Below are 20,609 nucleotides of genomic sequence, written 5' to 3' on the forward strand. Positions count from 1 at the left end.
ACCCGTCTCCCGATGCCGTCCGCCCGTTTGCAAGCCCGCGCGGCACGCCGACCGCAACCCGTCTTCGGGTCGACCGTCATCCCACGTGGCTGCGTGACGCAACGGCAGCTCTACGTGGCAGCGCCGACCCGCGCGACGAGACGACAGGCCGCGTGACGGATGACCCTCAGCCCACCTTCAACGCGGCGTGCGCCTCGCCCTGCGCGCGCTCGTTGCAATGCACGAGCAACGGCAGCAGCTCCTGGAACGGCATCGGGCGGCCGAGCAGGTAGCCCTGCACCTCGTCGATGCGCCGCTCGCGCAGCCAGTCGAGCTGGAGGGCGGTTTCCACGCCCTCGGCCACCGTGCGGATGTCGAGCGCATGGGCGAGGCCGATGATCGAGTTGCAGATCGCGGCATCGTCCTCGTCGGAGCCGAGGTCGCGCACGAACGAGCGGTCGATCTTCAGGCGGTCGATCGGGAAGCGCTTGAGGTAGGCGAGCGACGAATAGCCGGTGCCGAAGTCGTCGATCGAGAAGCTCACGCCCATCGCGGCGATCTGGCGCATGAGCTCGATCGCGCGCTCCGGGTCCTGCATCAGCAGGCCCTCGGTGATCTCGAGCTCCAGCACCTCGGCCGGCAGGCTGTGCTGCTCGATCGTCTCGCGGACGTGGCGCACGAGCTCGTCGTTGAACTGCGCCGGCGAGACGTTCACCGCGACGCGCAGGTGGCCGAGCCCCGCGCCGGCGAGCTCGCGGTAGTGGCGGGCCGCCTGGTGCAGCACGCGACGGCCGAGCTCGACGATGAGCCCGCTCTCCTCGCAGACCTGGATGAACTCGCCGGGCAGCACCAGCCCGCGCTCGGGATGCTGCCAGCGCACCAGCGTCTCGAGCGCGACGGGTCGCTCGTCGCTGTCGAACAGCGGCTGGAAGACCGGCACGAACTGGTCGAGCTCGAGTGCCTGGCGCAGCTGCGCCACCAGTTGCACGCGGCGCGAGACGCCCTCGACGAATTCGCTCTGGAACGAGACCGCGCGGTTGCGGCCCTGGCGCTTGGCCTGGTGCATCGCGAGGTCGCCGTGCTTGAGCAGCGTCTCGACGTCGCGGCCGGCGTCCGGGAAGCGGCACCAGCCGATGCTCGCGGTGAGCGTCTGCGGCGAGCCGGCGACGTCGATCGGCTCGGCGAGCGTCTGCGTGATGCGGCGGATCACCTCGCAGGCGCCGTTCTCGCCCTGCTGCTCGGTCAGCACGATCACGAACTCGTCGCCGCCGAAGCGCGCGACGGTGTCGGTCTCGCGTGCGACCGCACGCAGGCGCGAGGCCACCTCGCGCAGCACCTGGTCGCCGGCGCTGTGGCCGAGCGTGTCGTTGACGAGCTTGAAGTCGTCGAGGTCGACGAAGATCAGCGTGACCTCGCGGCCGTAGCGCTGCGCATTGAGCAGCGCCTGCTGCAGACGGTCCTGCAGCAGCTGGCGGTTGGGCAGGTCGGTGAGCTCGTCGTGCGTGGCGCGGTAGGCGAGCCGCGACTCGTAATCCTGGCGCTCGCTGAGGTCGATCATGCCGCCGACCATGCGGATCGCCCGGCCGGTGGCGTCGCGGAGGATGAAGCCACGGTCGAGCACGACGGCGTAGCTGCCGTCGCCGCAGCGGTAGCGGTACTGCTCCTGCCATTCGGCGGCGTCGCCGTCGATCGCGCCGTAGACACCGCCGACCACGCGGTCGCGGTCGCTCGGGTGGATGCGCGTGGACCATTCCTCGGCCGTCTCGACCGGCGACGGGAGCGTGCCGAACTGCGTGTAGTAGCTCTCGCTCCACCAGATCGTGCCGGCGACGAGGTCGTAGTCGTAGACGGCGTCGCTGGTGGCTCGCGCGACGAGGCGGAAGCGCTGCTCGGCCTGTTCGCGCTCGGTGACGTCCTGCGCGGCGACCAGGCGCGCGTTGCGGCCCTCGAACTCGATGTCGTGGCTGAAGACCGCCATGCGCATCGAGCGGCCGTCCTTGTGCAGGTGCGTCCACAGCTGGCCCTGCGGACGCTCGCGCGAGGGCATGCCCGCGGCCACGCGCAGCGCCTCGAATTCCTCGGGGGGCCGGATCGACAGCATGCTCGCGCCGACGAGCTCGTCGTGCGCATAGCCGTAATGCGCGACCATCGCATCGTTCACCGCGAGGAATTCGAGCGTGTCGCGGTCGAATACCCACATCGGCAGTGGGTTGTGCTCGAAGAGGAAGCGGTATTCGGCTTCGACCGCAAGCGCGCGCTCGCGCGCGGAGACCGTCTCGGTGATGTCCTGCTGCACGCCGCGGACGCTGACGCGGCCGTCGTCGGCCACGACGCGCTGGCCCCGCGAGATGATGCGCCTGCGCTCGCCGTCGAGCCGGCGGATGCCGAACTCGGCCTGCTGCATGCCACCTTCGGCCAGCAATGCCTCGATCTGCACACGGATAGCGGGGAGATCCTCGGCATCGATCCGTTCGAAGATGCGGTCGATGTGGACGGCCATCGGGGCGTTTCCGAACCCGAAGTTGCGGGCCGCCTCCGGGGAAAGCCGTGTCTCGCCCGTTGCCACGTCCCACTCGTACTCGCCGACGCAGGCGAGGGCCTGCGCCTGCTGCAGGCGCTCGTCGTTCACGCGGAGCGCGCCGAGGGTGGCCTGCAGGCGCGCGATCAGCCGCGACTGCTCGGACTGCGCATGGTCGAAGCGGCGCACCAGCCAGCCCCAGGCGGCCGCCATCAGCAGCGCGATGCCGAGGGTGCCGGCGGCCGTCCGCATCCACATCGCGAAGATGCTGCGGCGCTCGGTGCCGACGAGCACCGCGAGCGGCAGGCCCTCGAGCCGGCGGAAGAAGTAGTCGCGCTCCAGGCCGTCGACCACGCTCGGGCCGGTGTACTGCCCCTCGACGAGGCGCAGGTGCTCGGGCGCGAACATGCCCGAGCGGTCGAGCGACCGCCCGAAGAATTCGGCATTGCGGCTGGAGCGGCCGAGCAGCACGCGGTCGCGGTGCACCAGGCTCACGAAGTCCCCTGGCCCGAGGTCGTAGCCGGATACGGCATCGGAGATCAGCCAGGGATCGATGCGCGCCGAAACCACACGGTCGCCGACGCGGCGCGCGACCGGCACGCGCCAGGCCTTCCCCTGCCGGACCGGCAGGCCGATCCAGATGCCCCGCGCCGGCACGTGCGGCGCAGCCGACGCCGGGCGTACGGCCGCATCGTGCATCGGGATGGTCCAGCGCGCCGACGGCCCCGCGGTGGGCACTGCCGCGAGCTGCGATTCGACGAGGAACAGCCGGTCCCGGAGCTGGCGCTCCACTGCATCGGCCACGAGCCGCGTCTTGATGTCGCGCGCGGCCTGGAACTGCCGGTATTCGGCTGTGATCAGCAGCACCGCCATCGCCGGAAGCAGCGCCGCGAGCCCCCAGCCGATCGCGAGCAGACGCATGCGCTGCAGCTCCCGGGGCGCCTGCGGGCCGCCCTCGGCGATGCCGCGATTCGCGTCGGTCGTGGTCATCCGGTACGTGCTCCCTTCCCTCGCCCAACCCGCGGCGGCCGCCGGCGGGTCGCCGGGGGTCGCGCGGGCTGCGCAGTCCCCGTCGTTAACGGAAGCGGGCGCACCGGCTTGAGGCCCGGTGCCGACGCCGCGGCGCGCACCGGGCGACCGCCGTCACACCGCGGCGAGGTGGACGCCGGCCACGGAGCGGCCCGAAGGGTCCGCGGCCGCGGCGAAGGCGGCATCCCAGGCGATGGCCGCGGGCGACGAGCAGGCGATCGACTTGCCGCCCGGCACGGTGCGGGCGCAGGCCTCGCCGGGGAACAGGTCGTCGAAGATCCGCCGGTACAGGCAGGCCTCCTTCGTGGCCGGTGGGTTCACCGGATAGCGCACCGGCGCCTCGGCGAGGTCGGCATCGCCGACCTCCGCCTCGGCATGCGCCTTGAGCCCGTCGATCCAGCCGTAGCCGACGCCGTCGCTGAACTGCTCCTTCTGGCGCCACAGGATCGAGTCGGGCAGCCAGCCGGCGAAGGCCTCGCGCAGCACCGCCTTCTCGATGCGCCCACTGCCGGCCATCTTCGCGCGCGCGTCCATCGACATCGCGACGTCGAGGAACTCGGTGTCGAGGAACGGCACGCGGGCCTCCACGCCCCAGGCCATCATCGACTTGTTCGCGCGCAGGCAGTCGTACTGGTGCAGCGCGTCGAGCTTGCGGACGGTCTCGGCGTGGAATTCGCGGGCGTCGGGCGCCTTGTGGAAATAGAGGTAGCCGCCGAAGACCTCGTCGCTGCCCTCGCCCGAGAGCACCATCTTCACGCCCATCGCGCGGATCCGCCGTGCGAGCAGGTACATCGGCGTCGATGCGCGGATGGTGGTGACGTCGTAGGTCTCGACGTGCCGGATCACCTCGGCCAGTGCGTCGATGCCCTCCTCGACCGTGTAGTGGAAGGCGTGGTGCACGGTGCCGAGCGCGTCGGCCGCGATGCGCGCGGCAGCGAGGTCGGGCGAGCCCGGCAGGCCGATCGCGAACGAATGCAGGCGCGGCCACCAGGCCTCGCTGCGGTCGTCGTCCTCCACGCGCTGGCGTGCGAAGCGCGCGGCGACGGCGGCGACCAACGACGAGTCCAGCCCGCCGGAAAGCAGCACGCCGTAGGGCACGTCGCTCATCAGCTGGCGGCGCACGGCCTGCTCGAACGCGATACGCAGGTCCTCGAGGGCGACCTCGCGCCCTGCCGTGGCGTCGTAGTCGCGCCAGTCGCGATGGTGGAAGCGCGCCGGTGTCCCGGTGGCGCTGTCGAGGTAGTGGCCCGGCGGGAACGGCGCGACGTCGGCGCAGGTACGCGCGATCGCCTTCATCTCCGAAGCGACCCACGTGCGACCGTCCGCATCGTGCCCCCAGTAGAGCGGGCAGACACCGATCGGGTCACGTGCGATGAGGTAGCGGCCCTCGGCCGCGTCCCACAGCGCGAAGGCGAAGATGCCGTTGAGGCGGTCGAGCCAGGTCGCCGGCTCCTGGCCCGTGGCATGCAGCGCGTTGATGACCTCGCAGTCGGATTCGGTGCGGAAGTCGTAGTCGGCCTCGTGCGTACGGCGCAGCTCGCGATGGTTGTAGATCTCGCCGTTGACCGCGAGCACGCGACGCCCGTCCGCCGAGACGATCGGCTGCGCGCCGCCGACGGGGTCGACGATCGCGAGGCGCTCGTGCACCAGCAGCGCGCGCGGCTCGGCGTGCACGCCGCTCCAGTCGGGGCCGCGGTGGCGCTGGCGCGCAGACATCGCGAGGGCCAGCGGGCGCAGCGGGCGCAGGTCGGCGCCGGGGCGGAGGTCGAAGCAGGCGAGGATCGAACACATGGCGGGCGTCCTTTTCGGGGGTCGGGAAAAACGAAAAGGCCCGCACTTTTCAGTGCGGGCCTTGGTGGTCGATGAGCGTCAGGTATGCGCGCTAATCGCCGGCCCGCGGGCGGCTGGCGTTATTGCGATTGTTATTGACGCGCGCGACCGGCTGCCCCGGGTGGGCAGTCGAGAGGTCGCGGGCGGCGAAAGACGTCATGGGCCCGATCCTGCGCCCGATCGCGTGGATACGCAATTCACGGCGCGGCCGTCCGTCGGCTCAGGCCATCGAATGCAGGCCGACGAGATTTCCCTCGGTGTCCTTGACCAGGACGATATGGCCGTACTCGCCGATCGACATCTTGGGCCGCACCAGCGTGCCGCCGGCCGCTTCGGCGCGCGCGCCCTCGACGGCGCAGTCGTCGCAGCTGAAGTAGACCAGCGTGCCGCCCACGCCCGCGCGCATGCCGTCGAACTTCACCAGCGCACCCGACGCACCCCAGGTCTCCTGCGACATCTCGAAGGCGTACATCTCCAGGCCGTCGGCGGTGAGCAGGTGCAGCTGCGTCTGGAACACCGCCTCGTAGAACGCGCGGGCACGCGCCATGTCGTCCACGTAGATCTCGAACCAGCCGACGGGATTGGCCTTCATCGCGACACTCCTTGATGGGAGCCCGGATGCTAGGGTCGGGAAGGACGCGCCGGAACGCCGTCGGTCGCCGCCACCTTCCGCGTGGTGCGCGGGCACCGCCACTGTCCCGTGGTCGTCAGGCGGCGATCGCATCGCCGGCATGGGGGAGCACCCGCGCGAGGTCCTCGATGAACCCCGCATACGCGGCCTCGCCGTCACCCATCGGCTGACGGAGCACCCACGACGGATGCACCGTCGCGAGCAACGGCACCCCGCCGGGGCCCTGCTGCCAGGTCCCGCGCTCCCTCATGAGCGCGAAGCTCCGGCCCATGAGGGCCTGCGCGGCGGTCGCGCCGAGGCAGACGATCGCGCGCGGCCGCAGCAGCGCGAGCTCGCGCTCCAGCCACGGGCGGCACGCCTGCTGCTCGGCGGCGTTCGCGCGCTCGTGCAGGCGCCGCTTGCCGCGCTGCTGGAACTTGAAGTGCTTCACCGCGTTGGTGACGTAGCAGCGCCCGCGATCGACGCCGATGTCCGCCAGTGCGCGATCGAAGAGGCGGCCGGCCGGGCCGGTGAACGGCCGACCGGTCAGGTCCTCCTCGTCGCCCGGCTGCTCGCCGATGAAGACGATCGGCGCATCGGCCGGTCCCTCGCCTGCCACCGCCTGCGTCGCCGGTTGCCAGAGCGGGCAGCCGCGGCACGCGCGAACCGCGGCGGCGAGCCCGGCGAGGCCCTCGGTCGGAGCCGGCGCGAAGACGGGTGCGGGCAACACGCGACGCGGCGGCTCGGGTGCGCGCTCGACCATCGCATGCACGCGCTCACCCGCCTCGCGCATCAGCCGCGGCAGCTCCTGCGCCTCGGGCAGGCCGCGCCAGAACCGTTGCGGCATTTCCGCACGCATCGCTCTCGGATTCAGCCGCGCCGGATTGAAGATGCTCGCGTAGTAGCGGCGCCAGAGCGCCTCGCCGGCATCGTCGGGCGGTACGTCGCCGCGTGAACCGCCCCCGCCCATCGCGAGTTCCGTGCCGTCCCATGTCGCGCTCCGCTCGGGGGTCACGATCGCCCAGCGCATGCCGGCGAAGCGACGCATGAAGAACGGCGCGACGAGGTCGAGGACCTGGTGGTCGGGCTCGTACCAGGCGACGAACGTGTTCGCCTCGCCGGGCACTTCGCGAAAGCGCACGAAGGCCTTGGCCTTGTGCGCATCGCGCGTCACCGCCTTCTCCAGCTGCTGGGCGCGGCGCACGTCGGGGTCGGCGGCGAAGTCGAGCAGGTCGCGCTCGCCTTCGGCGATGCGCCACAGCAGGCGGTACATCAGCGCGTGCCGATCGCCATCGCGATGCGCGAGCACGTGCCGCGCGAGGTCGAGGAAGGCGCGTCCTACGCGGGGCGCCTCACGGATCGCGGGGGCGGTCTCGACCGGCGTCGCCGCGAGCAGCCCGCCCGCCGACACGCTCCAGTCGAGCATTTCCGGCGCGATCCCCGCCATGAGCGCGGCCCGCGCCTGCGCGCGCCAGGCATCGACGTCCCACGGCGGATCGACCGTCGCGCGCCACATGTCAGAACAGCGACGCCTGCAGCGGCTGCGGCGCGAGCCGCGCACGCAGCTGGTCGGGGCGATCGAGCAGGCCCTGCGGATGGTGGTCGAGCGTCTGCACCCAGGGCGACACGCGCTTGAGGCTCACGCCGAGCCGAGCGAGATCGGCCAGCCGCAGCCGCGCGAAGCGCCGGGAAGCGAGCACGCGCTTCACGGTCTTCGTGCCGAGCCCCGGCACGCGCAGCAGGCGCTCCTTCGCCGCGGTGTTGACGTCGATCGGGAACACCTCGGGATGGCGCAGCGCCCAGGCGGTCTTCGGATCGATGTCGAGGTCGAGCATGCCGCCGGCCTCGCGCGGCGCGATCTCGCCGACCTCGAATCCGTAGAAGCGCATCAGCCAGTCGGCCTGGTAGAGCCGATGCTCGCGCACCAGCGGCGGCGACTTCGACGGCAGCGCGACGGACGCGTCGGGAATCGGGCTGAAGGCCGAGTAGTAGACGCGCCGCAGCCGGTAGTTGCCGTAGAGATTCGCGCTGGTGTCGAGGATGGCGCGGTCGTCCGCCCCGTCGGCGCCGACGATCATCTGCGTGCTCTGCCCCGCCGGCGCGAACGCGGGCGCGCGTGACGGCGCCCTGGCGCGCTCCTCCTTCGACTCGTCGATGCGCCAGCGCAGCTGTCCCATCGCGCCGCGGATGCTGCCCACCGACTTCTCCGGCGCGAGCGTGGTGAGCGCGACCTCCGTCGGCAGCTCGACGTTGATCGACAGGCGATCGGCGTACTTCCCTGCCTGCGCGAGCAGCTCGGGCGAGGCCTCGGGGATCGTCTTGAGGTGAATGTAGCCGCGGAAGCCGTGGTCCTCGCGCAGGGCGCGCGCGACCTCCACGAGCAGCTCCATCGTGTGGTCGCCGTTCTTGATGATCCCGCTGGAGAGGAACAGGCCCTCGATGTAGTTGCGGCGGTAGAAGTCGAGCGTGAGCTGCACGACCTCGGCCGGCGTGAACTTCGCGCGCCGCACGTTGCTCGTGCGCCGGTTGATGCAGTAGGCGCAGTCGTAGATGCAGAAGTTCGTCAGCAGGATCTTCAGCAGCGAGACGCAGCGCCCATCGGGCGTGTAGGAATGGCAGATGCCCATGCCGCCCGTGCTGCCGATGCCGCCGGTGCCCAGCGAGTCACGCTTGATCGCACCGCTCGAGGCGCAGGAGGCGTCGTACTTGGCGGCGTCCGCGAGGATCGAGAGCTTCTCGATGACGTGCATGCCCACCCCGCAAGCCGTTGATGCGCAAGGTTAATCGGGCGCGATCTCAACCTCTGCGACGGCGGAGCCACGGCCGCATGCCCCGTTCAGCGATCGAGATCGAGGTCGGCGATCAGGCCGAGGTCGTCCCGGAAGCCGCGGTAGGCGACGTCCCGGCTGTCGCTGTCGCGCTGGCGCAGCACCCAGGAGGGATGCACCGTCGCGAAGCCGCGGCGGCCGCCCGGCAGCGCCTGCCACTGGCCGCGCTGCTTCATCAGCCCGAACTTCGGCCCGAACACGGCCTTCGCGGCCACGGCGCCCATCGCGATCACGACGTCGGGCCGCACGGTCGCCAGCTCGCGCTCGAGCCACAGGTGGCACGCCTTCTGCTCGGCGGGCGTCGGCGTCTTGTGGATGCGCGCCTTGCCGCGCGGCTCGAACTTGAAGTGCTTGACCGCGTTCGTGAGGTAGATGCGGTCGCGCTCGATCCCGAGCTCCTCGAGGGCGCGGGCGAAGAGCTGCCCCGCGGGCCCTACGAACGGATGCCCGGCCAGATCTTCCTTGTCGCCGGGCTGCTCGCCCACGATCATCACCCGCGCCCGTGCCGGCCCTTCGCCGAAGACCACCTGCGTGGCCGGCCGCCACAGGTCGCAGCGCTTGCAGCCGGCGGCCGCCGCGCGGAGCGCCCGCAGGCCGCGCCCGGCGGGCTCGGGCGCCGTGCCCTCGGGCACGCCGGCGTGCGGATCGGCCGGTGCGCGGCTGCGCGCCTGGCGTGCCGGCGCCGTCGCCCTGCCCTCGCGGCCGGTCGACGCGCCGGTGGGCATCAGGACGTTACCTCGAACATCGCCCGGTAGGCCGGTGCGACGTGCTGCACGAGCCGGGTCGACGGCAGTTCGACGGTGCGCATGCCTTCCGAGTAGCTGCCGATCTGGTACGGCGGGAACACGAAGCGCAGCGCGGTGATGCGGCCGGTCGCCCCGAGCACGGGCTCGAACACGGCGAAGTCGCCGGGCCCCGGCTCGGTGCCGCCGTCGATCATCGCGTTCGCCGTCCTGATCAGCTGCGAGCGCTCGCCGCCGGTGACGCCGTCGGCGTCGAGGCGCTGCGCGAGCTCGGCCTGCAGTTGCGTGCGCACCTCGTCGGAGATCGCCTTCCAGCTGGCCGGATCGGGGAACAGTTCGCCCACCGTGAGCCGGCGACCGCGGTCGGGCAGCCAGACCCAGCGCTGGATCATCGGTGCGCCGTGCGCGCCGCCCGTGTAGCTGCTGCCGTCGACCGCGAGCACCACCATCGACGGCGACTCGTGCTTGATCTTGAACTCCAGCGAGAGTTCGTACGGGCCGTCGCCGGCCGCCTTCGATCGCTCGCCGGCCGCTTCGACCACCTGCTGCCGCGCGTTCTCCGCATAGCGCCGGGCCTCGGACGCGAGGCCGGGATAGCGCGCGAGTTCCTTCGGATAGCTGATGCCGATGATGTGCGTGCCGGTGGTCTCCAGCACGTCCTCCAGCATCGGCCGAGGCGTCGTCGCGATCGGGGGTGTTGCACGCGAAGCGGCCGGTGCCTTGGCGGCCTCGCGCTCGCTGCAGGCGGCCATCAGGCACAGGGAAACGGCTCCTGCCAGGAGCGGCAGGCGGCGGCGGAGGGTGGGGTGCGGCATCGTGGACTCGGTCGAACGCGTCCACGCCAAATTAATGAGCCGCGTGTGATGCCCGCATCCACGCGAGCGCTTTTTTCGCGCGCTTTACCAGTCGGTGCGCGCGGGCAGCAGTGCGCGCAGCTCGGCGTCGGTGAGGTTGCGCCAGCGGCCGGGCTTGAGATGGCCGAGCTGCACGCTGCCGATGCGCACGCGCACGAGCGTCTTGACGCGATACCCGAAGTGCGCCGCCATCAGCCGGATCTGCCGGTTCAGGCCCTGCACGAGGATGATGCGGAAGCCGTACGGCCCGAGCTTGCGCACCTTGCACGGGAGCGTGGTCTGCCCGTGCACCGGCACGCCGCGCGCCATCGCGCGCACGAACTCCTCGGTTACCGGCTTGTTCACCGCGACCAGGTACTCCTTCTCGAGCTTGTTCTCGGCGCGCAGGATCTCGTTGACGATGTCGCCGTTGCTCGTGAGCAGGATCAGGCCTTCGGAGTCCTTGTCGAGCCGCCCGATCGGGAAGATGCGCTGCTCGTGCCCGACGAAGTCGACGATGTTGTCCTTGACGTCGCTCTCGGTCGTCGACGTGACGCCCACCGGCTTGTGCAGCGCGATGTAGACATGCCGGCGCTTGCCCGGCGCGGCCTTGCGCACCTGCAGCTTCTGGCCGTCGACGAGCACCTCGTCGCCTTCGGCGAGCTCCGCGGCGAGCCGCGCACGCAGTCCGTTGACCGTCACCCGCCCTTCCGCGATCAGCCGGTCCGCCTCGCGGCGCGAGCAGAAGCCGGTGTCGGCGATGTACTTGTTCAGGCGCATGGACGGATCAGACGGCGGCGTGCGGGCCGGCATGCTGGCACAACCGGCCGCGGGCTGCAGGCGCGGGACGCACGCGTCAGCTCACGCGAGCACGTCGTCGTAGTCCGGATGCCGCCTGGACCAGGCGGCCGCGTACGAGCAGACGGGCCGCACGCGCAGGCCTTCGGCGCGGGCGTGCTCGAACGCCGCGCGCACCAGGTCCCCCGCGATGCCGCGGCCGCCGATCGCATCGGGCACGCCGGTGTGCGTGAGCTCGAGCACGTCGCCGCTGCGGTGGTAGCTCACCTCGGCATCGTGGCCGTCGACCTGCACGTGGAAGCGGGAGGCATCGGGTTCGTGCTGGACCTGCATGGCGTTCTCGCATGGCGGGAAAGGTCGCCGGTGTAGCAGCCCGGCCCTGCAGGCCGGGTGATCGTCAGCCCAGCGGTGACATCAGCTCGCGCAGGAAATGCTGGCCGACACGTGCGTCCATCAGCAGCATGAACAGCACGCCGTACACCGCGCCCGACAGATGGGCATTGTGGTTCACGTTGCCGCCGCCGCGCCGGTCCATCCACCACGAATAGCCCACGTAGCCGAGGCCGTAGAGAACGGCCGGGATGGGGATCGGGATGAAGATGAGCATCCACGGCTTGAGCAGGATCGAGGCGAACAGCACCGCCGAGACCGCGCCCGACGCGCCGAGGCTGGCATAGCGCGCATCGCCACGGTGCCGCAGGTAGCTCGGCAGGATCGCGACCACGATCGCCGAGAGGTAAAAGAGAACGAAGCCGACGGGCCCGATGATCCCGCCGATGGCCTGCTCCGCGAGCCGGCCGAAGAAGAACAGCGTGATCATGTTGAACAGCAGGTGCTGCCAGTCGGCATGCACGAAGCCATGGGTGACGAGTCGGTCGAACTGGCCGCGCGCGACGCCGGGCGGCCACAATGTGAGCCGGTCGAGCAGCTTCGTGCGCTCGAACGCGGCCCAGGAGATCGCGACGGTGATGCCGATCAGGAGGTAGGTCAGCATCGGTCAGGCCGCCGCCCGGTAGTGGTCCTGCATCGGGTAGCGCTTGGCGTACAGCCCGAATATCGCGGCCACCACCAGTGCGAAGCCGGCGAAGAAGAACATCAGGAAGGCGTTCTCGCTCAGGCCCATGGCGGCGACCTGCGCGGAGACCGTGTCGTTGCGCAGCGCCGTGTTGGTCAGCAGCACCCACAGGTTGCCGACGGTCACCGACAGCAGCCAGAAGGACATGATCGTGCCCTTCATCGGCTGAGGCGCCTGGCTGTAGGCAAACTCCAGCCCGGTCGCGGAGACGAGCACCTCGCCGAAGGTGAGCAGCGCGTACGGCAGCACCTGCCAGACGATCGACACCGGGTCGCCGCCGTCGAGCGCGAGCTGCAGCGCGCCGGCCACGATCCAGGCCAGCCCGGAGAACGCGATGCCCCAGCCCATGCGGCGCAGCGCGGTGACCTCAAAGCCCATCCGGCGCAGCGCCGGGTACAGCACCAGGTTGTTGAAGGGGATGATCAGCATCACCAGCAACGGGTTCAGCGCCTGCATCTGCGCTGCCTGGAACCACTCGGGCTTGGTCATCTCCTGGCCCTGCAGCACCCAGGTGGAGGCCTTCTGGTCGAACAGCGACCAGAACGGCGTGACCAACGCGAACACGATCAGGATGCGCAGGACCGCGCGCACGCCGTCGACCGCCGCGTCAGGATGCCGGCCGCGCGCGAGCTGCAGGTTGCGTGAGGCGCCCCAGCCACCGAAGGCGATGAGGAAGACCAGCGCGAGGCAGAACGACGATACGAAGCCGAGCGTGCCGATGAAGGCGAAGCTCACGATCGACGCCAGCACGCCGACCATCGCGATCATCATCCCGCCGCGACCGCCCGGCGCGGTGAGCGCCGTGCGCACCACGTTGGCGAACGAGTCGGGATTCGGTGGCGCCGGCTGCATGCGCACGTACTTCTCGCGCCCCATCCAGAAGATGATCAGCGCGACCAGCATCAACAGGCCCGGGATGCCGAAGGCGACCGACGGCCCGTAGTTCTTCAGGAAGTACGGCATCAGCAGCGAGGCGAAGAAGCTGCCGAAGTTGATCGTCCAGTAGAAGGCGTCGTAGACGATCTTCGCCTTGGCCTTGTTGGTCTGGTCGAACTGGTCGCCGACGAAGGCCGAGACGAGCGGCTTGATGCCGCCGGAGCCGATCGCGATCAGCAACAGGCCCGTATAGAAGCCCGTGCGGTTGTCCTCGAACAATGCGAGGCAGGCGTGGCCGATCACGTAGACGACCGACAGCCAGAAGATGGTGTTGTACTTGCCGAAGAAGCGGTCGGAGATCCAGCCGCCGATCAGCGGGAAGAAGTACACGCCGATCACGAAGGTGTGGAAGATCTCCTTCGCGAGCCCCTCGCGCTCGGCCAGCGGCGCGTAGGCCAGCATCATGCTCGTGACGAGGAACGGCACCAGGATGTTGCGCATCCCGTAGAAGCTGAAGCGCTCGCACGCCTCGTTGCCGATGATGTAGGGGATCTGGCGGGGCATGCGCCCCTGTGCGGCCTGGGCTTCGACGTTCTGCGCCATGGAGCGGTCCTGCGGATGCGAGGCGCCAAGCCTAACGCAGGCCCGGCCGCTAACGACCGGGCCCGCCCTGGCGGGCGCCGCGGGATCGTTCAGGCGGTTGCGGGGCTCAGGCCCATTCGGTGAGGCCTTCGTGCGCGTAGAGCGTCGCGAAGGAGGGCCGCGCCTTCAGGCGCGCGGCGAGCGCGCCGAGATGCGGCCAGGTATCGCCCGGTCGCGGCATGCCGCGCGACCAGCGTAGCAGCATGGCGAGGTAGAAGTCCGCCGCGGAGAGCCGCTCGCCGAGCAGGTACGGCCCGTTCGCCGCAAGGTGGTCGTCGAGCCGCTGCCAGGCCGCCTCGATGCGCGGGATCACGTGCTCGCGCACCGCGGTCGCCTGGTCGGGGCCGGCCGGCTCGTGCGGGTACCACCAGATCCGGAACAGGGGCTGCACGGCATTGGCGAGGTGGAACATCCACTGCACGTAGTCGGCGCGGGCGGGATCGTCGAGCGTCGGCGCGAACCCGGCCTGCGGATGGCGGTCGGCGAGCATCATCGCGAGCGCGGCGGCCTCGAAACGTGCGCGACCCTCCTCGACCAGTGTCGGCACCACGCCGTTCGGATTGAGCGCAAGGTACTCCGGGCTCTTCTGCTGGCCGGCCTGGGTGTCGACGAGGCGAAGCTCGTGCGGCAGGTCGAGCTCGATCAGCAGCCAGTGGACGACGAGGCTCGCCGCGCCGGGCGAGTAGTACAGGACGGGCATGTCGCGGCTCCGGAAACGGTGTCGCGATGATGGCATGCGGCCACGCCGCATCGCTCCGCTACCATCGGACGATCCCCTCGCCGGTCGTCCACGATGCCCCGTCTGCTGCACGTCGCCCTGCTCGCCACCCTCGCACTGCCCGCCTTCGCCGCCGACCCGCTTGCGACGACCGCCGAGCGGACCGGCTTCGCCCGCACGGGCCGCTACGACGAGGTCATCGCGCTATGCGACGCCTATGCGCAGCGCTATCCGCAGGCCGTGCGCTGCGAGACGTTCGGCACCACGCCCGAAGGCCGACCGATGAAGCTGCTGGTCGCCACGCGCACCGGTGCGTTCACGCCCGAGGCGGCGCGCGAGCGCGGGCTGCCGGTCACCCTCGTGCAGGGCGGCATCCACGCCGGCGAGATCGACGGCAAGGACGCGGGCTTCCTCGCCCTGCGCGACATGCTCGACCGCCGCGCTGCGAAGACCGCGCTCGACGGCCAGGTCTTCCTGTTCGTGCCGGTGTTCAACGTCGACGGCCATGAGCGGTTCAAGGCCTGGAACCGCCCGAACCAGCGCGGACCCGAGGAGATGGGCTGGCGCGCCACCGCGCAGAACCTCAACCTCAACCGCGACTACATGAAAGCCGACGCGCCCGAAATGCGCGCGATGCTCACCCTCATGGAGCGCTGGGATCCGCTGGTCTACGTCGACCTGCACGTGACCGACGGCGCCAAGTTCGAGCACGACGTCTCGATCCAGGTCGAGCCGATCCACTCGGGCGACGAACAGCTCCGCGCCGCCGGCCTCGCCCTGCGCACCGGGACGATCGGCCGGCTCGCGCGGCAGGGCTCGCTGCCCCTGCCCTACTACCCGTCCTTCGTCGTCAACGACGATCCGACGTCCGGCTTCGTCGACGGCGTCGCCACGCCGCGCTTCTCGCACGGCTACATGCCGCTGCGCAATCGCATGGGCATGCTGGTGGAGACGCACTCCTGGCGCCCGTACGCACACCGCGTGAAGGTGACGCGCAACACCGTGCTCGCGGTCGCCGAGCAGGCCGCGCGCGACGGCACACGCTGGCGCGACCTCGCTCGAGGCGCGGACGAGCGCGCCGCCCGCCTCGCCGGGCAGGCCGTGCCGCTCGACTACCAGGCGACCGACGCGAGCCGCATCGTCGACTTCCGCGGCTACGCCTACACGCGCACGCCGTCCGCGGTGTCCGGCGCGCTGATGACGCGTTACGACGAGACTAGGCCGCAGGTCTGGAAGATCCCCCTGCGCGACACGATCACGGCGGGTACGACGGCGATGGCTCCGGGTGCGGGCTACGTCGTTCCCGCGGCCTGGGCGGCGCGCGTGGCCGATCTGCTTGACGTCCATGGCGTTCGCTACGAGCGCCTTGCCGGCGCGCGCGACATCGCCGCACAGGGCTGGCGCGCGGCGACGATCCGCTTCGCGGCCGATTCCGTCGAAGGCCACCAGCGCCTGACGCTCGACGGCGGCTGGGCACCCACGCAGGCGACGGTGGGCCCGGGTGCGCTGTTCGTCCCGATCGACCAGGCGAAGTCGCGCCTCGCGATGGGCCTGCTCGAGCCGAACGCGCCCGATGCGATCGCCGGCTGGGGCGGCTTCAACACCGCCTTCGAGCGCAAGGAATACATGGAGGACTACGTGGCCGAGGAAGAGGCGGAAAAGATGCTCGCCGCCGACCCCGCCCTGCGTTCCGCCTTCGAGCAGCGCCTGCGCGAGGACGCGGAGTTCGCGAAGAGCCCGCAGGCGCGCCTGGAGTTCTTCTATCGCCGCCACAGCGCCTGGGACGATCGCTACGGGCTCTATCCCGTGCTGCGGGTCGACACCGCGCCGCGGTGACGCCCGCTCAACGCGGTTCCCGCTAGCGTGGCGCCTCGTTTCCGGAGGTCCGCCATGAAGAGCCTCGCCGCCGTCGCCGGCACCGTCCTGCTTGCCGCCTGCCAGGCGGGCGGCCCCGGGACCGACCGCGTACCCGCGCCCATCGTCGATCGCCCCGCCCCCGGCGCCGCGGATGCGCCGCGGGAGCGCCCGTCGGACTTCGTCATCCTCGGCGAAGCCACCTATCGCGAGCGCATCAAGACGCCCCCGGGCGCGCGCCTCGACGTCGAGCTCGTCGACGCGGCATCGGGCGCGGTGCTCGCGAGGACGTCCGTGCGCGACGTCGCGGGGCCGCCCATGCCGTTCTCGCTCCCGTACCAACCGGCGCGCGTGCCCGCCGCCGGCCGCTACGCGTTGCGCGCGATGCTGGTCGGGCCCGACGGCGAGCGCTGGTTCGCCACGCCCGCACCGGTCCCGGTGGTGCCCGGCGAGGGCACCGCGGTGGAGCTGCTGATGCATCGTGCAGCGGACGCGGCTGCCGGCGGCGGCCTGGCCGCCGGCCCTGCGGCCCTCATGCACTGGGAATGCGGCGACCTCGGCGTGATGGCGCGCCGCACGGGCGATGCGATGGAACTCGCGGCCAACGGCGCGCGCTGGCGCATGCAACGCGGCGCGGACGGCGGGTTCACGGATGCGGGCGGCAGCGCGTTCCGCACCTCGGGCGACACCGCGCAACTCTCGCTGCGTGGCGAGCCCGCACGCGACTGCGTGCCCGCGCGCCAGCCCTCGCCCTGGAATGCCGCGCTCGCCTCCGGCATCGACTTCCGCGCGGTGGGGAACGAACCCGGCTGGTTCGTCGAGGTCGATCGCGACGCGGCGCCGGCACTGCGCGCCACGCTCGACTATGGCGAGCTCCAGCTGCTCGCCACCCGCGTCGAGTCGAACGCGTCCGGTTTCACGGCGGTCGACGCGTCCGGCACGGCGATCGAGCTCGCCGTGCAGCGCCGGCCGTGCACCGACGGCATGAGCGGTCAGCGCTTCGAGACCACGGTGAGCCTGCAGGCGGGCGGCCGCCGCTACGAGGGCTGCGGCGCGTATCTGGCCGACTGAGGTCGGCCCCCAACACCGCGGTTGCCGGACGGGCGGGCGAATGCTGCACGACGTTGCACGCTCCCCGTGCCGGGGCATGCCGTCGCCTCCGCCGACAGGACCCGCCCGCCCGCTCGCGCCGGCGGTGGCATCGTCCTCGCGTACCGCTTCGTCGATGCCCAATACGACCCCGAATTCGCGACCGCTTCAGCCGGTGTCCGCAGCGACACTGCACCACGACACAGTGCATCCGCTCAGCCGCCGCCCGCCTCCAGCATCGCCTGGAGCCGCATCGCGTCGACCGGCGCGTGCCCGAGCGCGGTGTTGTCGAGGATCACCCAGCACTCGAAGCCCGCATCGCGTGCAGCGCGGATATCGTCGGCCCAGGGCGCGAGCCGGGACTCGCCATAGGCGTCGTAGTACACCGCGGGCGAGCCATGGAGGCGCCAGTAGCGCACGGGCCCTGCGCCCGCGGCGATCGCCGCCTCGGGGACGCGTGCGGGGTCCGCGGCGACCCGCGCCACCGCATGCCGCACCCAGAACGCGTCGAGCTCCGGCGCGAACCACGAGGCATGCCGCGGCTCGCAGACCACCGGCGTGGCGATCCGCTCGCGGATGGCGGCGAAGAACGCGTCCGCGACCGGCGCATCGAAGTGCAGGCTCGGCGGCAACTGCACGAGCACCGGCCCGAGCCGGTCGCCGAGCTCGGCCACCTGCAGGGCGAAGGCGTCGACGATCGCGCCCGGCTCCCGCAGCCGCGACTCGTGCGTCGCCGCGCGGGGGAACTTGACCGCGAAACGGAAGCCGTCCGGCACCTGCGAGGCCCACTTCGCATAGGTTTTTGGCTGGTGCGGGCGGTAGAACGACGAATTGATCTCGACCGCGCGGAAGCGTCGCGCATACCGCTCCAGGTGCGTGCCCGGCCCCGGGAACGCCGTGGCCAGCGCGCCCGGGATGCTCCAGCCCGCGCAGCCGATCGCCGCCTGCATCATGGGCGCCGCGACGCTCATGCGGGCTCCAGCGGCCAGCGCTCGACGACGTCGTAGCGGCCGCCGTGGCTGTGGACGAGCACGAATTCCTGCACGGGCCACGAGATCGGCTCGATCGGCACGTCGTCGACGCGGCCGTGGAACGCACGCAGCACCGTGACGTGCGGCGCGAAGCGCTCGTGCCGCCGTGCCTCGATGCCCGCCGCGTCGAGCACATGGCCGAGATCCGACCAGAGCGCGTCGAGCCCCGAGTTGCCGCCCGGCGCCAGCCAACCGACGCGGGCGCCGTGGAAGCTGCCGGCATGGTCGATCACGAGGTGGAACCCCCGCGCACACACGTCCCCCACCGCGGCACGCACACGCCCGATCGTTGCCTCGGGCGAAGCCGGCCCGCCGCCCAGGAAGTGCAGCGTGATGTGCAGCTTCGCGGTCGCGACGCGTCGGCCCTGCCCGCGGAACGCGTCCACGGCGTCGGTCGCGCGATCGAGCGCGGCGCGGACGTCGTCGTCGGGCCACAGGGCGAGGAACAGGCGATGCGCTTCGCCCGGCCGCTCCACTGCGCTGGGGTCGTCGGTCATGCGGCCAGTCTAGGCAGCCGCATGTCGCGACGGCTTCATGCGGCCCCGACGACGCGGTTTCCATGATCGCGCCGACCACCGGAGGGATACGCATGGCCACCAGCAAGAAGTCCGCCGTCAAGAAGCTCACCGAGCCGGGCCGCCAGCGCCCGATGGGCCCGCAGCCGGAAACGATCCGCGACAGCTATCGCGGCAGCGGCAAGCTCGAGGGCCGGGTCGCGCTGATCACCGGCGGCGACAGCGGCATCGGGCGCTCGGTCGCCGTGCACTTCGCGCGCGAGGGCGCGGACGTGGCGATCATGTATCTCGACGAGGACGACGATGCGCGCGACACGCTGCGCATGATCGAGGCCGAGGGCCGTCGCGGCCTGCTGCTGCGCGGCGATGCGCGCAGCGAGGCGCGCTGCCGCTGGGCCGTCGAGCAGACCGTCGGCAAGCTCGGCGGGCTCAACGTGCTGGTCAACAACCTCGCCGACCACGTGCAGCAGGAGGCGCTCGAGGACGTCAGCGCCAAGCAGCTGAAGACCACCTTCGAGAACAACGTGTATCCGTACTTCTTCATCACCCGGTTCGCGCTCGAGCACCTGAGCGAGGGCGACGCGATCATCAACACGGGCTCGGTGACGTCCTTCCGCGGCAGCCCCGACCTGCTCGACTACTCGAGCACCAAGGGCGCCATCGAGAGCTTCACGTACTCGCTGGCCAAGAACGTGATCAAGCGCGGCATCCGCGTGAACGGCGTCGCGCCCGGGCCGATCTGGACGCCGCTGATCACGTCCACCTTCGACAAGAAGAAGCAGAAGGAATTCGGCAAGAACACGCCGATGGGCCGCCCGGGCCAGCCGAGCGAACTCGGCCCGGCATACGTCTTCCTGGCGAGCGAGGACAGCAGCTACATCACCGGCACGTTCATCCACGTCAATGGCGGCGACTACTCCGGCTGACGCCGAGGAGCGCATCGGCATCGCGGCGTCGGTGTAACCGCGCGCAGTGCGTCGCGCAGGCCGTACGCAGCCCGCGCGCCGCTAAGCCTGCGCGCGATAGCCGCGCAGCAGGTCTCCGCCCGGACGCCGGACCCGGAATGCGAGGCTGATCCGCGCCCCCGTCGGATGCCGCGTCTTCGGCACCCCGTGGTCGTGCGTCAGCTGCGCCGCATGGCTCATCAGCAGCAGGCTGCCCGGCTCGAGCGGCAGGCGGACGCGGCGTCCCGGCACGCCCGGCTTGGGCGAGATCACCATGTCGCGCACCGCGCCGAGCGAGAGCAGCGCGATCGGTTGGCCGGGTGCGAGCGCATGCAGCGTGTCGTTGTGCGGGGCCACGCTGTCACGCCCGTCGCGATAGAGGTTCAGGCCGACGCTGTCGAACGGCGCATCGACGGCGCTCCGCACGGCGCGCTCGGCGGCGAGCAGCGCTGCGGGCGCATCGGCGGCCGGCAGGTTGTAGGCCGCGATCAGGCGCGGCACGTCGACCGTGCGCTCGTACATCTCGCGCTGCAGGGCCCGCCAGCGCACCTGCCCGTGCAGCGTCTCGAACCATTCCCGCGCGAGGCCCGCGTCCACCAGCCCGGGCCGGTAGCGGATCCCGCATTCGGCGTCCTCGAACAGCACCTGCTCGGGCACGGCGAAGAGGGCGGGCTGGCTCGGCTCCATGGCCGGAGCA

18 protein-coding genes are annotated in these 20,609 nt (G+C 71.2%); 3 read left to right on the top strand and 15 right to left on the bottom strand.

Annotation, left to right across the window (positions count from 1 at the left end; translation table 11 throughout):
* Positions 1–166: 166 nt before the first annotated feature.
* The 12 genes from ACYVJJ_RS13185 to ACYVJJ_RS13240 all read right to left on the bottom strand — a co-directional run bounded on the left by ACYVJJ_RS13185 (position 167) and on the right by ACYVJJ_RS13240 (position 14,461).
* A complete protein-coding gene (locus tag ACYVJJ_RS13185) occupies positions 167–3,487 on the bottom strand; it encodes an EAL domain-containing protein (RefSeq protein ID WP_460834220.1) in 3,321 nt (1,106 codons plus the stop codon).
* A 153-nt stretch (positions 3,488–3,640) separates the two neighbouring features.
* The gene (asnB, locus tag ACYVJJ_RS13190; protein ID WP_460834222.1) at positions 3,641–5,317 is read right to left on the bottom strand and encodes an asparagine synthase B; all 1,677 of its coding nucleotides are present in this window, start codon (positions 5,315–5,317) and stop codon (positions 3,641–3,643) included.
* Positions 5,318–5,576: 259 nt separating this feature from the next.
* Positions 5,577–5,948, bottom strand: coding sequence for a VOC family protein (locus ACYVJJ_RS13195; protein WP_460834223.1), 372 nt, complete (start codon positions 5,946–5,948; stop codon positions 5,577–5,579).
* Between the two features lie 115 nt (positions 5,949–6,063).
* Positions 6,064–7,482, bottom strand: coding sequence for a UdgX family uracil-DNA binding protein (locus tag ACYVJJ_RS13200; RefSeq protein WP_460834224.1), 1,419 nt, complete (start codon positions 7,480–7,482; stop codon positions 6,064–6,066).
* A 1-nt stretch (position 7,483) separates the two neighbouring features.
* Positions 7,484–8,716 carry a putative DNA modification/repair radical SAM protein gene (locus ACYVJJ_RS13205; protein WP_460834226.1) on the bottom strand — a complete coding sequence of 411 codons (1,233 nt, stop codon included), beginning with the start codon at positions 8,714–8,716 and terminating at the stop codon, positions 7,484–7,486.
* 86 nt (positions 8,717–8,802) lie between these two features.
* Positions 8,803–9,519, bottom strand: coding sequence for a UdgX family uracil-DNA binding protein (locus tag ACYVJJ_RS13210; protein WP_460834227.1), 717 nt, complete (start codon positions 9,517–9,519; stop codon positions 8,803–8,805).
* Positions 9,519–10,352 (bottom strand): DUF3298 and DUF4163 domain-containing protein, encoded by an 834-nt coding sequence (locus ACYVJJ_RS13215; RefSeq protein WP_460834228.1) that lies wholly within the window; start codon positions 10,350–10,352, stop codon positions 9,519–9,521. Before ACYVJJ_RS13215 ends, ACYVJJ_RS13210 begins: the two co-directional genes overlap by 1 nt.
* Before the next feature lie 84 nt (positions 10,353–10,436).
* Complete coding sequence (locus ACYVJJ_RS13220; RefSeq protein ID WP_460834229.1) at positions 10,437–11,183, bottom strand: pseudouridine synthase; 747 nt, start codon at positions 11,181–11,183, stop codon at positions 10,437–10,439.
* A gap of 48 nt (positions 11,184–11,231) precedes the next feature.
* Positions 11,232–11,501 (bottom strand): GNAT family N-acetyltransferase, encoded by a 270-nt coding sequence (locus ACYVJJ_RS13225; RefSeq protein WP_460834231.1) that lies wholly within the window; start codon positions 11,499–11,501, stop codon positions 11,232–11,234.
* Positions 11,502–11,565: 64 nt separating this feature from the next.
* Positions 11,566–12,162 (bottom strand): rhomboid family intramembrane serine protease, encoded by a 597-nt coding sequence (locus ACYVJJ_RS13230; protein ID WP_460834232.1) that lies wholly within the window; start codon positions 12,160–12,162, stop codon positions 11,566–11,568.
* Between the two features lie 3 nt (positions 12,163–12,165).
* Complete coding sequence (locus ACYVJJ_RS13235) at positions 12,166–13,722, bottom strand: POT-type proton-dependent oligopeptide transporter (protein WP_460834233.1); 1,557 nt, start codon at positions 13,720–13,722, stop codon at positions 12,166–12,168.
* A 106-nt stretch (positions 13,723–13,828) separates the two neighbouring features.
* Entirely contained in the window at positions 13,829–14,461 is a 633-nt protein-coding gene (locus tag ACYVJJ_RS13240) for a glutathione S-transferase family protein (protein ID WP_460834235.1), read from the bottom strand.
* Positions 14,462–14,554: 93 nt separating this feature from the next.
* Between ACYVJJ_RS13240 and ACYVJJ_RS13245 the strand changes: the two genes are divergently transcribed.
* Together ACYVJJ_RS13245 and ACYVJJ_RS13250 are read left to right on the top strand one after the other, a co-directional pair.
* Complete coding sequence (locus ACYVJJ_RS13245) at positions 14,555–16,315, top strand: M14 family metallopeptidase (RefSeq protein WP_460834237.1); 1,761 nt, start codon at positions 14,555–14,557, stop codon at positions 16,313–16,315.
* A 54-nt stretch (positions 16,316–16,369) separates the two neighbouring features.
* Positions 16,370–17,404: a YbaY family lipoprotein gene (locus ACYVJJ_RS13250; RefSeq protein ID WP_460834239.1), complete on the top strand. Its 1,035-nt coding sequence runs from the start codon at positions 16,370–16,372 to the stop codon at positions 17,402–17,404.
* Positions 17,405–17,637: 233 nt separating this feature from the next.
* Here the strand turns inward: ACYVJJ_RS13250 and ACYVJJ_RS13255 are convergent, their stop codons facing one another.
* Both ACYVJJ_RS13255 and thpR read right to left on the bottom strand, forming a co-directional pair.
* Entirely contained in the window at positions 17,638–18,393 is a 756-nt protein-coding gene (locus ACYVJJ_RS13255) for a DUF72 domain-containing protein (protein ID WP_460834241.1), read from the bottom strand.
* Positions 18,390–18,950 (bottom strand): RNA 2',3'-cyclic phosphodiesterase, encoded by a 561-nt coding sequence (gene thpR / locus ACYVJJ_RS13260; RefSeq protein ID WP_460834242.1) that lies wholly within the window; start codon positions 18,948–18,950, stop codon positions 18,390–18,392. Before thpR ends, ACYVJJ_RS13255 begins: the two co-directional genes overlap by 4 nt.
* A 92-nt stretch (positions 18,951–19,042) precedes the next feature.
* On the opposite strand from thpR, the gene ACYVJJ_RS13265 reads away from it, so the two are divergent.
* Positions 19,043–19,894, top strand: a complete 852-nt coding sequence (locus ACYVJJ_RS13265; RefSeq protein WP_460834243.1) for an SDR family oxidoreductase — start codon at positions 19,043–19,045, stop codon at positions 19,892–19,894.
* 81 nt (positions 19,895–19,975) lie between these two features.
* Here ACYVJJ_RS13265 and ACYVJJ_RS13270 read toward each other — a convergent pair whose 3' ends face one another.
* Positions 19,976–20,599, bottom strand: a complete 624-nt coding sequence (locus ACYVJJ_RS13270; protein ID WP_460834694.1) for an alpha-ketoglutarate-dependent dioxygenase AlkB — start codon at positions 20,597–20,599, stop codon at positions 19,976–19,978.
* Positions 20,600–20,609 lie beyond the last annotated feature (10 nt).

The sequence above is a fragment of the Lysobacter humi (ex Lee et al. 2017) genome (assembly GCF_054781815.1).